Source organism: Pseudoalteromonas sp. L1, from assembly GCF_021728095.1.
GTDB lineage: Bacteria > Pseudomonadota > Gammaproteobacteria > Enterobacterales > Alteromonadaceae > Pseudoalteromonas.
This window is the reverse complement of sequence record NZ_JAKKCT010000001.1, coordinates 529,248-544,651: the sequence shown is the minus strand read 5'-3', so window position 1 is coordinate 544,651 and position 15,404 is coordinate 529,248. Positions and strand designations below refer to the sequence as shown.

14 protein-coding genes are annotated in these 15,404 nt (G+C 39.5%); 8 read left to right on the top strand and 6 right to left on the bottom strand.

From position 1 onward, the window contains the following. Window positions 1–241: 241 nt before the first annotated feature. Window positions 242–1,888: a glucose-6-phosphate isomerase gene (pgi, locus tag L3V38_RS02510; RefSeq protein ID WP_130150656.1), complete on the bottom strand. Its 1,647-nt coding sequence runs from the start codon at window positions 1,886–1,888 to the stop codon at window positions 242–244. Between the two features lie 353 nt (window positions 1,889–2,241). On the opposite strand from pgi, the gene L3V38_RS02505 reads away from it, so the two are divergent. Next, on the top strand, window positions 2,242–3,270 hold the full coding sequence (locus tag L3V38_RS02505; protein ID WP_130150655.1) for a LacI family DNA-binding transcriptional regulator: 1,029 nt from the start codon (window positions 2,242–2,244) through the stop codon (window positions 3,268–3,270). 101 nt (window positions 3,271–3,371) lie between these two features. On the opposite strand, the gene L3V38_RS02500 is transcribed toward L3V38_RS02505, so the two are convergent. Together L3V38_RS02500 and L3V38_RS02495 are read right to left on the bottom strand one after the other, a co-directional pair. Continuing rightward, window positions 3,372–5,627: an aminotransferase class V-fold PLP-dependent enzyme gene (locus tag L3V38_RS02500; protein ID WP_237118254.1), complete on the bottom strand. Its 2,256-nt coding sequence runs from the start codon at window positions 5,625–5,627 to the stop codon at window positions 3,372–3,374. Between the two features lie 129 nt (window positions 5,628–5,756). Then, window positions 5,757–6,827 carry an AI-2E family transporter gene (locus L3V38_RS02495; protein WP_130150653.1) on the bottom strand — a complete coding sequence of 357 codons (1,071 nt, stop codon included), beginning with the start codon at window positions 6,825–6,827 and terminating at the stop codon, window positions 5,757–5,759. A gap of 366 nt (window positions 6,828–7,193) precedes the next feature. On the opposite strand from L3V38_RS02495, the gene L3V38_RS02490 reads away from it, so the two are divergent. From L3V38_RS02490 to L3V38_RS02470, 5 genes are read left to right on the top strand one after another with little or no spacing between them, the layout of a single operon-like run. After that, on the top strand, window positions 7,194–7,859 hold the full coding sequence (locus tag L3V38_RS02490) for a hypothetical protein (protein WP_130150651.1): 666 nt from the start codon (window positions 7,194–7,196) through the stop codon (window positions 7,857–7,859). Between the two features lies 1 nt (window position 7,860). After that, a complete protein-coding gene (locus L3V38_RS02485) occupies window positions 7,861–9,321 on the top strand; it encodes a M48 family metalloprotease (protein ID WP_130150650.1) in 1,461 nt (486 codons plus the stop codon). Between the two features lie 54 nt (window positions 9,322–9,375). Next, window positions 9,376–9,723 carry an arsenate reductase (glutaredoxin) gene (arsC, locus tag L3V38_RS02480; RefSeq protein ID WP_062569933.1) on the top strand — a complete coding sequence of 116 codons (348 nt, stop codon included), beginning with the start codon at window positions 9,376–9,378 and terminating at the stop codon, window positions 9,721–9,723. After that, complete coding sequence (gene wrbA, locus L3V38_RS02475) at window positions 9,723–10,277, top strand: NAD(P)H:quinone oxidoreductase (protein WP_237118253.1); 555 nt, start codon at window positions 9,723–9,725, stop codon at window positions 10,275–10,277. Before arsC ends, wrbA begins: the two co-directional genes overlap by 1 nt. Beyond that, window positions 10,274–10,729, top strand: coding sequence for a DUF2069 domain-containing protein (locus tag L3V38_RS02470; RefSeq protein WP_062569931.1), 456 nt, complete (start codon window positions 10,274–10,276; stop codon window positions 10,727–10,729). The genes wrbA and L3V38_RS02470 overlap by 4 nt, the downstream gene beginning before the upstream one ends. Window positions 10,730–10,790: 61 nt before the next feature. On the opposite strand, the gene L3V38_RS02465 is transcribed toward L3V38_RS02470, so the two are convergent. After that, entirely contained in the window at window positions 10,791–12,128 is a 1,338-nt protein-coding gene (locus L3V38_RS02465; RefSeq protein ID WP_130150648.1) for an ankyrin repeat domain-containing protein, read from the bottom strand. A gap of 299 nt (window positions 12,129–12,427) precedes the next feature. Then, complete coding sequence (locus tag L3V38_RS02460) at window positions 12,428–13,021, bottom strand: ABC transporter substrate-binding protein (RefSeq protein ID WP_237118252.1); 594 nt, start codon at window positions 13,019–13,021, stop codon at window positions 12,428–12,430. A gap of 235 nt (window positions 13,022–13,256) precedes the next feature. Here L3V38_RS02460 and L3V38_RS02455 point away from each other — a divergent pair, with 235 nt between their 5' ends. Further along, window positions 13,257–13,793, top strand: coding sequence for an acyloxyacyl hydrolase (locus L3V38_RS02455; protein ID WP_130150647.1), 537 nt, complete (start codon window positions 13,257–13,259; stop codon window positions 13,791–13,793). Window positions 13,794–13,832: 39 nt separating this feature from the next. Beyond that, window positions 13,833–13,970 carry a DUF2897 family protein gene (locus L3V38_RS02450; protein WP_237118251.1) on the top strand — a complete coding sequence of 46 codons (138 nt, stop codon included), beginning with the start codon at window positions 13,833–13,835 and terminating at the stop codon, window positions 13,968–13,970. 35 nt (window positions 13,971–14,005) lie between these two features. Here L3V38_RS02450 and L3V38_RS02445 read toward each other — a convergent pair whose 3' ends face one another. Beyond that, window positions 14,006–15,373 carry a YjiH family protein gene (locus L3V38_RS02445; RefSeq protein ID WP_237118250.1) on the bottom strand — a complete coding sequence of 456 codons (1,368 nt, stop codon included), beginning with the start codon at window positions 15,371–15,373 and terminating at the stop codon, window positions 14,006–14,008. Window positions 15,374–15,404 lie beyond the last annotated feature (31 nt).

The following is a 15,404-nucleotide window of genomic DNA, read 5'->3' as shown; positions in this document are numbered from 1 at the left end:
ATGCCATGTTTTCACTTTGTGCAGTGTGGCAATGCGAATTGTTATTTGGATGATTGGCGATGTTTAAAACATTTAACAAAGCCTATTGAATTTATGTAAGTAGCTTACTCATTGTTCTTATTTTGGCTGAAGTAAATGAGTCTTAGGGGCTCTGTAAATCCTCTCACAAAAATACAGGCCCTAAGAACTCCAGCGCTACCCGTTCAAAGGTATTTGGTTTACAGCTAATGCTGCGAATCTTTTACTGCTTACGATGCGTTTTATAGTAAGCGATCAGTCCATTGGTTGAGCTATCGTGTGGGTGACTCACTGCGTCATCAAATAGTTCAGCTTCAATTTTAGAGGCAAGTCCTTTACCTAGTTCAACACCCCATTGGTCAAATGAACAAATCTCTAAGATAATGCCTTGACAGAAGATCTTGTGCTCATAAAGCGCAATTAAGCGACCCACAGTTTTTGCATCCACTTTGTCTAGTAACATTGACGTCGTTGGGCGGTTGCCTTGGTGAATCTTATGATTCAGTAATTCTGCAATTTCGGCTTCCGATTTACCTTTCGCGGTTAAATCAGCCGTTACTTGCTCTGCATCAACGCCTGCCATCATGGCTTCTGTTTGAGCAAAGAAGTTTGATAATAAAATATCGTGGTGCTTGCCAACATTCACTTGCGGCTCAATTGAGGCAATAAAATCAGCGGGCACAATTACATTACCTTGGTGCAAACATTGATAAAATGCGTGCTGACCATTAATACCAGTCATACCCCAAATAATAGGTACTGTCGTATAAGGTACTGTTTCGCCAGCAAAGTTTACATGTTTACCGTTGCTTTCCATTTCACCTTGCTGTAAATAAGCAGGTAACATATGCAATGCTTGGTCGTACGGTAAGATTGCTTGCGATGTATGACCTAAAAAGCTGGTATTCCAAACACTTAATAGCGCCATTAATAGCGGTACGTTTTGTTCAAATTTAGCCGACTTGAAATGTTCATCAACTTCAAACGCACCTTCAAGGATCTCTTCAAACGCTTCGAAGCCTAAATACAATGCGATTGGTAATCCTATCGCACTCCACAGCGAAAAGCGACCACCGACCCAATCCCACATTGTGAATACGTTTTCATCTGCAATTCCAAACGCGGCTGTCTTTTCTAAATTAGTGCTCACAGCTACAAAGTGTTTGGCAATGTGCTCTTGTGCTTGCGCCGATTGTAAAAACCATTCAACCGCTGATTTTGCATTGGTCATGGTTTCAGATGTTGTAAATGTTTTTGATGAAATAACAAAAAGCGTTGTTTCAGCACTTAACTCTTTTAATACAGAGGCAATCTGTACGCCATCAACATTTGAAACATAATGAACTTTCAATGTGTCATCGGCATAGGCTGCAAGTGCCTCAGTGGCCATTTGTGGGCCTAAGTTTGAGCCGCCAACACCAATGGCCACAACATCTTTTACGGCCTTACCTGTGTAACCTAACCACTCACCACTGCGAACCTTATTAACGAACTGCTTCATTTTTGCGAGTTCGTTGTTAACGTCATTCGTTACATTATCGCCATCAACCATAACAGGTGTATTAGCGCGGTTACGCAATGCAGTATGAAGTACGGCGCGATCTTCGGTGATATTAATTTTTTCACCGGTGAACATTTTTTCACGCCATGAGCTGATATCACATTCATTCGCTAGTGCAATCAGCTGCTCGAATACTGTTTTATCTATATGTTGCTTTGAATAATCAAATAAAACACCTGGGATTTGAGCGGAAAACTGCTCGAAGCGCGAGCTGTCATTGGCGAATAAATCTTTAAGATGAATTTGTTTCATCTTTTTTGCACTGTCACTCAATGCTTGCCAACTAGCTAACTGCGAACGGTTGCTCATAAATGAAATCCCCTAAAAAACTTGCAACAATTTGATATGTAACTATCTTTTTAATTAAAAATGAATAAAGACAGCAATTAAAAACACGAAGTTGGTTAACACTAAGTTAAAATGACAACGCTGTCAATGTTCTACTTTTACATTTTACAGTCGAGATAATAGCGCAATTTTTCTCTTTTGACACCGGTATCATAAAAATTATCTCAATTATTTTACTGCTAATTTGTTTGAACATTCGATACACTAAACAACTTATATTAAATATTAATGTATTTATTAAAAATTAAAGTGCATGGGCTAACCATCTTTCAGTATTATTATAATACAATTTAAACTAACTATAAAGTAACAGTATGAAAGTAACAATAAATGATGTAGCTAAGCTTGCGGGGGTTTCCATGAAAACCGTGTCGCGAGTCATAAATAAAGAGCCATCGGTTAGAAAAAAAACCTACGATATCGTCATGGACGCTGTTAATACGCTTAACTACCAACCAAACTTAGCAGCTCGTAACCTTGCCGGAACATCCTCTTTCACTGTTGGCTTAGTTTATGACAACCCTAATGCATACTATGTTATCGATATGCAAAATGGTGTTTTATCCCGCTGCAAGGAAGAAGGTTATGAGCTGGTTATCCATCCATGCAATTATCTAGACAGCAACATGGAAGATGACTTTAAAACCATGATTAAGCGTTCTCGCTTAGCCGGCTTAGTGCTAACCCCTCCTTTATCTGAACAAAGTAGTATTATTGATATGCTCGATGAAATGGGGATTCATTACGTTCGTGTGTTATCTGGCCGCCCTACTGATGAAGAGCAAGATACCTGCATCTTTGTTAATGACTATGAAGCCGCTTACGAAATTACCTCTCACCTATTATCGCTAGGTCATACTCATATTGGCTTTTTATGTGGTGATAAAGAGCATAAATCAACAACAGAACGTTTAGAAGGTTATCAAGCAGCATTAAAAGATCACAATATTGCCCTAAATGATGAGCTAATCTACGAAGGCCAATATTCGTTCGAGTCAGGTGTTGAAGGTGCGAAAGCACTCTTGGGAACCGATAATCCGCTACAAATAACGGCTCTTTTAGGCGGAAACGATGAAATGGCAGCTGGTGCCTTATTTGCGTCACGTTTAATGGGAATTGAGATCCCTGAGCAATTGTCTATTACAGGATTCGAAGACTCGCCTTTCTCGCGTCAAACATGGCCAAAACTGACAACAGCTCATCAAGCCAATGATGTTATATCTCAGCACGCTGCTCGCCTATTATTTAGAAAGACACGAGGGGCACGGAACCAAGACAAAGAGATCATCACGACATTTACCCCGTCATTAGTTGTTCGTGAAAGTTCAGGGCCAAAAATCTAACGATTCAATACTGTTACGAAAAAGCCGCATTAACATGCGGCTTTCTTATATTAACTCACTTAATTAAATGATTAAGTATTAGTGCGAACTGGTGTTGTTCGCTACAGTAACGCTAAACCACCATTTAGGTTATAAACATTCTCAAAACCTAATTGAGATAAGTTATTTGCAGCTTGTTTTGAGCGGTTCCCACTGCGACATATTAAGATATAACAATTACATTTATTTAGATGCCCCTGCATAATCTCATTAGCCATGCGGCTAAGTGGAATATTAATCACGTGAGAGTCATCAATCTTAAACTGCTCTGCGATATCAACAACACTATGCTCATAAGGCTCGCGCGTATCGATTAGATAGGTGTCCTTTTGGCAAAGCATTGCTTTTGCTTCTGTTGATGTTAGCTGTTTCATGGGCGCGCTTTCTAATGTTTCGACATAACCGCACAACGTATGATTTACAGCTTGCTTTTGCTGATCGCTTTGTTGCTTTAGCTCAATAAACTCGGCGTCAGAAATCTGCTCGTTGAGCAATTTTGTTAATAGCGGATTTGTCGACTGCTGAGCATGCCAATCCATTGCGAAGCACTGTTGATAATCATGACCAGAGCAAATCACTGTTTTATCATCTATGGTATTTGCAATGTACTTTAATGACTGAGCCATCTGAGCGGCATCACCACCTTCAAGTGAAGTATTACCTAACCCTCCAGGTAAAATTAAGTCTCCACAAAAACAATAACTAATAGCTTTTGTTTTGTTATCTTTGAGCAAATAACTAACACTGTCTTGACTGTGCCCTGGTGTAGCGACTTTGCTCAAACACATATCGGTTAGTTCAATCTGTTTGGCCTTAACTGGCCAGCCTAGTTCATCGACCTCACCAACAATACAGTGTTCACCCAACTCTTTACTCAATAAACATCTTGCAGAAAGTCGCTCTTGATGTTGATGGGTGTCTAAAATAGCGTGAACTGTTAATCCTTGTGTCGCAACCATTTTTGCTAAACGCGGAATAAGTTCAATAATAGGATCGATAATCACCGCATGCTTGTTACTATCAACATATAACCAGCAGCACGCAGCTTGATGTCGTAATTGAGTTAGACCAATCGCACACACCTCATGCTGTGGTGTTGTACTGTCTGAAACAACTAAACAGTTTGCTTCAAGAATCGGTTTTAATGAACGAATTTTCTCGCACGCATAATCAATTTCTTGCTGGCTTGCTGCTGGACCAAACGACATGCGAATGGCATTCTCACTTTGCCAATCAGGTGCGCCCATAGCATCGAGAACAAAACTACGATTCGCCCCTGAGCTACATGCAGACCCACCACTGACACGAATACCCGCAGCATCAAATAAATCCATCACTTCTTTGCTTGTTAACTCATTAACCGCAAAGTTTAATGTTGTGGGTACTGAGCATGCAAAGCGGTGATTAAATGTAATGTCACCAAAAGTATCCACTAATGCTGCATGTAACTGCTCGCGATAAGCATCTAGCTGCTCAATAGGTTTAAAAACATTATCTTCTTTATCTAACAACAATGAAAAAAGTTTATTTAACCCTGCAATACCTGGTAAGTTTTCAGTGCCTGAGCGCATGCCACTTTCTTGGCCACCTCCAGCTATAAATGGCGTATATGCACTACCCTTGCGAATATACAAAACACCTATCCCTTTGGGTGCATATAGCTTATGCCCTGAGAATGGTGCGTAATCAATTGTCGTTTTACTGAGTGATAAGTCCGTTTTTCCTAGTGCTTGTACACAATCTACCATCCAAGCAACATCCGTATTTTTACTGCGGATCACTTTTTCAATTGCTGTTAGGTCTTGGAACACACCAGTTTCATTATTCACTGCCATGGTACAAATCATTAACGCGCGCGCCGCATGCCTAGCAATAAATTCGTGATCTAAAATGCCATTTTTATCAACGGGGATCGCAAGAACTTCAGCATTAATATCTAGCACTGTATTCCAGTGCTTAAGCGTATTAGGAACCGCTTTATGCTCTGTTGCACCATAAAGCAATACTGGGTTATCTATTTTATGATGTTTTGCGGCAATTAAAGTCGATACGACAGCCGTCTGAATACCTTCTGTTGCGCCTGAAGTAAACAAGATGTCACCATCAGTCGCCCCAATTACATCACGGGCTTTACAGCGAGTTTGCTCCAGCAAGTGCTTAGCTTGAATACCTGTAATGTGAGAGCTTGACGGATTACCAAAGCAAACTTGCATTGTATGAGAGACAATATCAGCAATTTCAGGAAGTACAGGTGTCGTTGCATTTGCATCTAAATAGATTTGCTGATTTACATCATCGGAGAAAAAAAAGTTAGCCATTAAACGCACCATATTACTAAAAGATATATCTTATAACACATTTTACATTTTTACCGTGTATAAGAGTAATAATCAATTAAGCAGTAAAGTGCGTTTTCTATACTTTTTAATGCTAAAGAACTGGCTGAACTATTTGCTCTCTATCAAATGATCCTGCTTGCTCGACCAAGCATTTATTAACGCTTTGACAAGTGACGCTAAAGGAATAGCAAAGAATACTCCCCAGAACCCCCAAAGCCCACCAAAAAACAGTACTGCAACAATGATAAACACAGGGTTTAAGTCAACAGCTTCAGAGAATAATAAAGGGACCAACACATTGCCATCGAGCGCTTGAATAATGCCGTAAATGATCAATATGGTCCAAAACTGGGTCTCCAGACCAAATTGAAACAACGCCACAGCAGCAACGGGGATTGTTACCAATGCCGCTCCCACAAACGGAATAAGTACTGAAAGCCCAACAAGCACACTGAGTAATGCTGCATAACGTAAATCAAGCACAGCAAAGGCGATAAAAGAAGCTGTACCAACAATCAAAATTTCAAACACTTTACCGCGGATGTAATTCATAATCTGCTGATTCATCTCTTGCCATACTTGCAGGATTAAACGACGTTGCTTAGGGATTAAACGCTCAGCACTTTTAATAAGATCTTGTTTATCTTTAAGCATAAAGAAAACTAACAGCGGGACTAAAATAAGATAGATCAACCATGCTGCGACATCTTTTAAAGAAGTAAGCGAGACAGATAGAACAACTTGGCCAAACTCAATAACCTTCGTCTCTACACTACTGACAATAGATTTAACTTGATCTGTTGTGATCAGATTGGGGTAGTCTTCAGGCAAATGCATTAAGAAGGCTTTTCCTTGTTCGACCATGTGCGGGGCTTCTTGCACTAAATTACTTGTTTGCTGCCATAAAACAGGCCCCATACCAATAATGATCATTAACATTAAGCCACTAAACACCAACATCACCAACACAGTGGCTGTAAAACGTTTTAAACCGAGCTTTTCTAAATGCACAACAGGCCAATCAAGCAAATATGCAATCACCAATGCAACGAGCACAGGTACAATTAATGAGCCAAAGAAATAAAACAGTGCAACTGTTGCTATTAAAAGTAATAACAGCGTAACTGAATGAGGATCAGAAAACTTATTTTCGTACCAAGCTTTAACGTATTCAAACACAAACAGGCTCCACTGTTAATTCGCCTAAATTTAGGTCAAGTCTATATTGATAATGATGTTTATCTAAAAAACGCAGCATATCATGATTTGAATGGGCAACATCAAATGCAAAAATAACTGTTTGCTTCGTTAATTGTGCCTTTTTTAGCCCTAATTTAAACTGAACAAATTTTTGCGGGCACTTAAACGGCCTCAAATCACATCTCAACATAACGAGACTATCCCGTAATAACTATGAACAATTGGTATAAGCTTTATACATTTACCAAAATAAGGTCGCTAGAATGAATCATAATTCATTTTTTTCTTAAAACACGCAAAACAATAGTTTATCCTTATTTAATAACTGGTAGTAAAGGAAACCTAATGCCTGGCACGCATAATAAAGCGCAATTACCTGCTAATCCAACTCTTAAAGAAATAAATTGGTATAAAAAGCAGATTAACTGGGGGGAGCTACCTCCGTTTTATCACATGGTTGCATCCTCTGTGAGTGAATCTGAGGGGATTTTAAACCATGGTTTTGATAATGCAGTGAAGCGCCTTATTGATACAAGCAATTGGAATCTTGATACACTTGATGGGCACGTAACCAATTTAGGTGAAATTGTTTGTGAAAACAAACCCAGAATAGCGTTACATCAAAGCTTTACTGAGCGTGGTTTTGAGTTATGGGCTTCGCCATATGCCAAAGATTCAATTGTTGATCAATATGTCAAAGGTAACCGCTTTATGGAGTTTAAGGTATGGGATCCCATCACAATGAAAAACCTTATTCGCATAAATCAGCTACACAAATTTATTGCCTTTTACTTTGAGCGTGGCGATAAAGCCGACAAAGCCCTTATTCTTCATGCGCATAAGGTTGTGCATAAAATCATAACTTTTTTACAACGCGAGTTGAACGTTGTTAAGCTAGGTGGAGTCACAATAAAAGATTTCTATCAATTATGTGAAAAAGATAGCCGTGCATGTAGCGACGAAATAGACCTTGCTAAAATCATGCTTGGTGAGCAGATCAAAAAGGAATAAAATGCGATTTAAATCAGCCTTTATAACACTGTGCAGTGCATTACTCACAATCGTGGTTTTGCACAGTGAGCCGTTGAAGGCGCAAACAAATTTTAAACTTCCCGATTTAGGCACCTCGGCACTGCAAGCACTTCCTATTGAAAAAGAGCAAGCAATTGGTGAAGTAATGATGATGCAGATCCGAGGATCATCACCTGTTGTTAATGATCCTGTACTTGACGAGTATCTCACAACTTTAGGTCGTCGCTTAGTTGCAAATGCCAACGATGTACGTTTTCCGTTTTCTTTTTTCTGGATTAACAACTCTGAGATTAATGCATTTGCATTCTATGGTGGCCATGTTGGTGTTCACACTGGGCTTATTGCTCAAGCTGATAACGAAAGCCAATTTGCATCAGTGTTGGGCCATGAGATAGCGCACGTAACACAACGTCATTTAGCGCGTAGACTCCAACAACAACAAGACAATAGCGCTTTAACAATTGCAGGTATGATTGCAGGTATTTTGGCAACGGTTGTCTCACCTGATGCAGGTATTGCGATTATTTCAGCAAACCAAACACAAGCCGCATTTAGCCAACTCACTCATAGCCGTGCTGCAGAGCAAGAAGCTGACCGTATTGGTATGCAAACCCTTAACAATGCCGGCTTTGATCCGCGCCAATCAAGCGAGTTTTTAACTAAACTAGCTGCGCAAATCCGTTACAAATACAAGCCCCCTGCTTTTTTGCTTACTCACCCATTACCCGAAAGCCGCGTCTCTGATGTACGCTTAAGAGCTGAGCAATACCCTAAAAAGCACTTCTCAGATAGCTTAGAATTCAATTTAGCAAAAAGTCGTGTTATTGCTCGCTATTATCAAAAGTCTGAAGCTGCTGAGGACCTCTTTCGAAAATTAATGCGTGAAAACACCGCGTATGGCGATACTGCTCTAAAATATGGTTTAGGGATTAGCTTATTAGATCAGAAAAAACTCGACGAAGCTGCCAGTGTACTTGAGCCATTACGCAAAAAAGATCCTAAAAACTTATTTTATATCGATACCCACACTGATCTACTTATTGCGCAAGGTAAAGCAGATGAAGCAGTAGAATATTTAGCAAAATTAAATATTGATAGACCAAATAATCAAGTTATAACCCTCAACTATGCTAATGCGGCTATTGAGGCTGAGCAATACGACGTTGCAGAGCAAGTTTTAAAAACCTTTTTACTTGCTAAGCCTGATCATAATTTAGGTAAAGAATTGATTGCTAACGTTTATAAAAAGCAAAAAAACTTAGCGGCGTATCATGAAGCACATGCTGATGTTTTAGCGCAATACGGTGCCTACTTAAAAGCAGCTGACGAAATTCAAAAAGCATTAAATTTCGTCGAGCCAGAAGAGCTAGTGAAGCAGCAACGTTTAAAAGCATTGCTTACACAATATCGTCAACTACAAAAAGAGCTAGCGAGACTTTAAGTCTCGCCTTGCTTACCCTAAAATAAGCTAAATTATTAAATTAGAGAACACTCCATGTCTGTGACTATTTATCATAATCCGCGTTGTTCAAAATCACGTGAAACGCTTGCCCTTTTAGAAAGTAATAACGTCCAACCTAATGTGGTTGAGTATTTAAAAACACCTCTTGATGAGCAACAAATCGCCACGCTAGTAACGCAACTTGGTTTTACCTCGGCACGTGAATTAATGCGCACAAAAGAAGACATCTACAAAGAGCTTGAGCTTAAAAACGAACAAGACGAAGGCAAGCTAATTGCAGCGATGGCGGCAAACCCTAAATTAATAGAGCGTCCTATTGTAGAGCACAATAATAAAGCTGCGCTTGGTCGTCCACCTGAAAACGTATTAAGCGTACTTTAATGTCACTTAACATTGTTGTGTTATACCACTCAAGTCATGGCTCTGTAGAAGCCATGGCCCACGAAATTGCAGAGTCAATTGAACAGCAAGGTGCAACAGCCTTACTGCGCACCTTTGTTAAACGCCAAGCTCACGATATTGTCATAAGTAAAGACGACCTTATTCATTGTGATGGTCTCGCTTTTGGCACCCCTACCCGTTTTGGTATGATGGCATCGCAAGCGAAAAGCTTCTGGGAAACAACCAGTGATCTGTGGCTTAAAGGACAATTGATCGATAAACCAGCCTGTGTTTTTTCGTCATCAAGCAGTATGCATGGTGGTAACGAAGCAACCTTACTTAACTTATCATTACCTTTATTACACCACGGCATGATGTTACTAGGCGTGCCATACGATGTGCCCGAATTACTGAGCACAGAGACAGGTGGAACCCCATACGGTGCAACACATATTGCTGGTACTAACAATAGTAATGTTCTCAGTAAAGATGAAATGAAAATTTGCCACAGTGTTGGAAAACGTTTGGCGCAGATTGCGAGTAAACTACAATGAGCACAAACTCAGAAGTAAACCCCCCTATTGCCAAAAAACCGATTACAAAACGTTTTCAGCGATTTGCATTAACCGGTTACATCGGCTTATTAATTTTAATGCCTATTTGGTTATTCCTAATTGCTCCTAGGGAAGGCCATAGTAATGCCTTTATATTTGTTGTTTATATAGTGCCATTACTCTTACCATTAAAAGGAATTATTCAAGACAAGCCCTACACATATGCGTGGGCTAATTTTATTGTCATGTTTTATTTTATTCATGGCTTTACACTACTGTGGGTCGCCCAAGATCAACTCATTTGGGTACTGTTAGAGTTAACTTTTGCTAGCCTCATGTTTATTGGTTGCACGTATTATGCGCGCCATCGTGGGCAGGAATTAGGGTTAAAAATACGTAAACTCAAAGAAGAGCTTGCTGAGGAAAAAGCAGCCCACGAGCACGACAAATAGTCACACCATGTGTTTAGCACAGTTACAAATAAAAACGGCAACTATAAGTTGCCGTTTTTATTTAAACCAATTCGGATAAAGTTGCTAATGCAACAATACTGGCTAACCCCACTTGAGCAATCAAGCTAAACAATGAGAATAATCTCAGTAAGAATAAACCCCAAGGATGGCGTAAATGTGGATAAAGTGCGCAACGCTTTAAGCTCGTTGCAAAAAAGAAACACAAAATAGCCACCAAAGTGAAGCTCAGTGTTAATTCACTTTTTATTGCAATACTGTCGTCAAAAAAGAAGAATAACTGCATTGGCAGCAACAAGGTAACAATTGCGTGGAGTAGGTGCACTTTCTTAACACGATCAAATTGCCCCTCTGGTGATAATTCTTTAATGCCAAATTCACGCTCAAGACATTTTACAAGGCTATCTGCTTTTATACTCACCGCCAGGCGATAGCAGCTTAAACCATCGTTATTGCGTACACGATAATCAAAACCTTGTTTTAGTAATAACACTAGTAATGGTTCATTTTCAGCAAGCACGGCATAGTGTAATGCTGTATTACCTTTTATATCCTGAATCGTTTTATCTTGATGCTCCAGCAAAGTCTCAACAACATTGACGTAACCCTTCTCTGTAGCCCACATAAATGCTGTTTTGCCGTTTTCATCTGCCAGTGTGCCCGTTGCTCCTTGCTCAATAAAACGTTTTGCCATTGTTTGCTTAGCACTCTCATGGCTTAAGTGAGCTAACAATGCTTGCTCAAGAAGCGAAGCTGAATCGACATCCGGCGAGACTAATTTTAATAACGTGAAATAATCCTCACCAAGGGCGACTTTTTCTGCGGCAAGTTCTGTTAATTGCTCAAGGTCAGTGACTGAATCAGGTATAAAACCACTGAAACGCTCTCTAAAATCAACTTCTGTCCACAGAACTAATACATCATCCGCGGACATTTTCGCACCTTGACTTAACACATGTTCAATAACAGTAAAATAGCGGCGGTTAAATAATTGACGAATGAGAGTAATTGGCGTTTTAACCGCAGATTGCGCAAATGCACTCGCATATTGCTCTAATCGTTGGCAAAGCATCAGCACAAGCGTTTCAGGCGTGTAATCGTTTTCATAAAAGTGAGACTTCATTGCATTGATATAATGCTGCGCGGCTTCATCAAACTCAGAAATATGCTGAAAATAACATTCCTCAAATGGCTCAAGGGGTGTTAGCCAAGAAAGATAATAGATAGGAGGTAATACAGTCGTGCATACACCATCGTCTTCATTGGTAGATTGGCATGCAGGCCAAGCTTCTAACGCATCTAAAATATAGGCCCCATTTTGTTCGACTAATCCTTTGATCAGTAACGGGTATTCCTTTGGCCAAATCAGTACATTTTCCATTAAAAAAACACAACTCCGCTGCACATTATTAGATGTCTTATTAAGCTACAAATTATGCCAAAATTTAACTGACACTGCGCTTAATATCACGACCAATAAAAACAGTATCTAATGATACTAAGGTAAGAAGAAAAGTGCCTTAATTCTACCACAGAGGTTAAGAGGTGCTAGCGTAAAGTCAGTGATTTTTAAAGAAAATAGAAAAGCAGTAGCACATGGATACACTGACTGCTTGGTTGGAGACTAAATAAACCTAAACTTACTGAAAATATGTCTTTAACGTAAGTCTAGGTCTAAGCCTATTTGTTGGCTAATTCTTGAGTAACTTCATCAATACCAACTTGGCTGATACGTTGCAAAACCTCTTTTTGCTTAGCACTCAGTAAAGAAATCCCTTCAGCAACGATATCGTACACTTTCCATTGCTTATTCTTACTCTGGCGTAGCTTAAAATGAAGGTCTATAGTTGGCGCATTCTCATCCACAATTTGTGTTTTAACAGTCGCGTAGTCACCATCTACTAGTTGTGCTTGATCAAAGATAACTTTTTGACCTGTGTATTTCATTAACGCACCAGCATAAGTAACCGTTAAATAATGCTCAACCGCTGAAATAAAGCTAACAGCTTGCTCACGGCGCAACCCTTTAATATGCTTGCCAAGCAACTTATATGAAACAAACTTAATATCCATATGCGGTAGCAAACGTTTTTCAACAATGTCCGCCATGGCTTGTGAGCTTGCATCACCTTTTGCGTTTACACTTGCAATGTCTACAAATAAATCAGCGGTCACTGACTCTAACAACTGTTTTGGAGAATTCAGTTGGCTAGCAAAGACACTTGAAGCAAATAGCGCAGTGACAAGTAAAAAGGCGTTAATTAATTTGGTCATGATATGCACTTACCGTTGAAAATTTGAGCCAATATACCGATATTAGCCCCAAATAAAAAGAAACAATCCGACACCTTTTTAATGCCAAATCCGCACCAATCGATTTTTGTTTTAGTTTTCAGTTAATTGCTAAAAAAACTAAGTAAATGCACAGTAGGTGTGTATTTTTGCACATTGAAAAGCCCCCTTGGCCACCCCTATTTACATGCTCATAGTCACTATGAGAAGTCCCGATATGAAAACTACACACATTTTAAACGCCCTAACATTCGTTATAGCAGCTAGTTTAACAACGCCTGCTTTTGCAAATTCAAATCATGGTTATGCCATTGACTATATTCAAGGCGAAGGAGATGTAAAAGGGGTAAAACTTGCCTATCAATATCACATCCCCCAAGAGCAACTCCCTTTTCAGCATGCACGCCTCTACTTCGAATCAAGCTTTAATATTTGGCAATATGGTAAAGAAAACAGCCATCAAACTAACCTAGTTTTAGCCATGTCTCCTGTTATTCAATATCCTGTTTTTAGTGTTAAAAACATCCCTGTTTCAGTGGAGTTCGGGATTGGTGTCTCTTTGTTAGATGACACCCATTTTGCAGGTAAGAACGTTAGCACTCACTACCAATTTGAAGATAGATTAGGGCTCGTCGCAGACTTAGGTGATAATACTAGTTTAGCATTAAGATACTTACATTATTCTAATGCGGGCTTCAAAAGCCCGAACCCTGGCCTTGATTTTATATCTCTGTCTTATGCTAGACGCTTTTAAGTGCTACTATTTATCAAAATTGACTAGTTGGGTTTGAGCATGGAAACATGGCAAAAAATTGCAATTGTTGTTGCGGTTTTCGGCGTTGTTATTGGTAACCTCGCCTTATTAAAACACGCTGCAAAAATGGATTTTAAAAAACCACAAAACGATGATGATAAAAAAAGCCCTGATTAGTTATCAGGGCTTTATAATAATACCTAAAGACTCACTCAGACCAACCAATGAGCCATTAAAACGATAACAGGCAGTGTCACTAACGTTCTTAAAATAAATATCAAGAACAACTCAACGATATTCACAGGGATTTTACTACCCAGTAATAAGGCACCTACTTCAGACATATAAATTAATTGCGTCACACTCATTGCCGCAATAATGAAACGCGTTACATCACTTTCAATACTACCTGCGGCTAAAATAGACGGAATAAACATATCAGCAAATCCCACCATAATAGTTTGTGCAGCGGCTTCTGCCTCTGGTACCTGCAATAGTTCTAAAAATGGTACGAATGGTTTACCCATGTACTCAAAAATTGGCGTATATTCGGCAATAATAAGCGCAAATGTACCCACAGCCATAACCACAGGTAACACAGCAAAAACCATGTCAAGGGCATTGTGAATCCCCTCTTTTAAAGTACCAACGAAACCTGGCGCAGTTCTAGCCTTTGCAAGTGCAACATCAAGCGAGTGCGTTATCAGTGTTTTTCCTTCTGGCACTGCTTCTGCATGCTCATCAGGTTGAGTACCATCAACATATAAATCTTTCTTAAAACGTAAAGGAGGCAAGCGAGGTACTATAAGTGCGGCAACAAAGCCAGCTAGACACACAGTCAAATAGAAAGGAGCAAATAAGTGCTCTAATTTAACTTGGCCAATTACAACTAAGCAAAAAGTGATTGATACAGCAGAAAAAGTGGTACCAATAATCGCTGCTTCGCGTTGGGTGTAATGTTTATCTTCATATTGGCGTGCAGTCATCAAAATTCCCACACTACCGTCGCCTAACCAAGATGCTACACAGTTAACTGCGCTGCGCCCTGGCACACCAAATAATGGTCGCATTACTTTCGTCAATAAGGTGCCGACAAGCTCTAACAGACCAAAATTTAATAATAGAGGAAGTAATAAACCTGCTAATATAAATACTGAAAACAACACAGGAAGCAGATCATTTAGAACTAGAGCTCCCGTATTTTTGGAAGTAATCATTTCAGGCCCATACTGGGTATAGGTCAATAGTATAAACACCATACCGAATAGGCGAACACTGAGCCACAACCAACTTACATCAAACAAATGCTTAATTACAAACACCTTTAAAAGTGCTTTAGGCTGAAATAATTTAATAACTAAGGAAAGCACACCCGTTATACATACAATAGTGGTTATTAAACCTAATGCGAATGGTGCTATCCATTGCTGAACTCCCTTTGCCATCACAGCAATAGGAATAGTCATTGCCTCACCTATGGGCACCGGCGTCATAAACAAAAAGACACCTATAAGTGAAGGAACGAAAAAGGTAAACAAAGTTCGCAAGTTACTGCGATTTGCAGTGTTTAAGTTAGACATATTTTCAACCTGTAAAAACCACAAAAAGAGC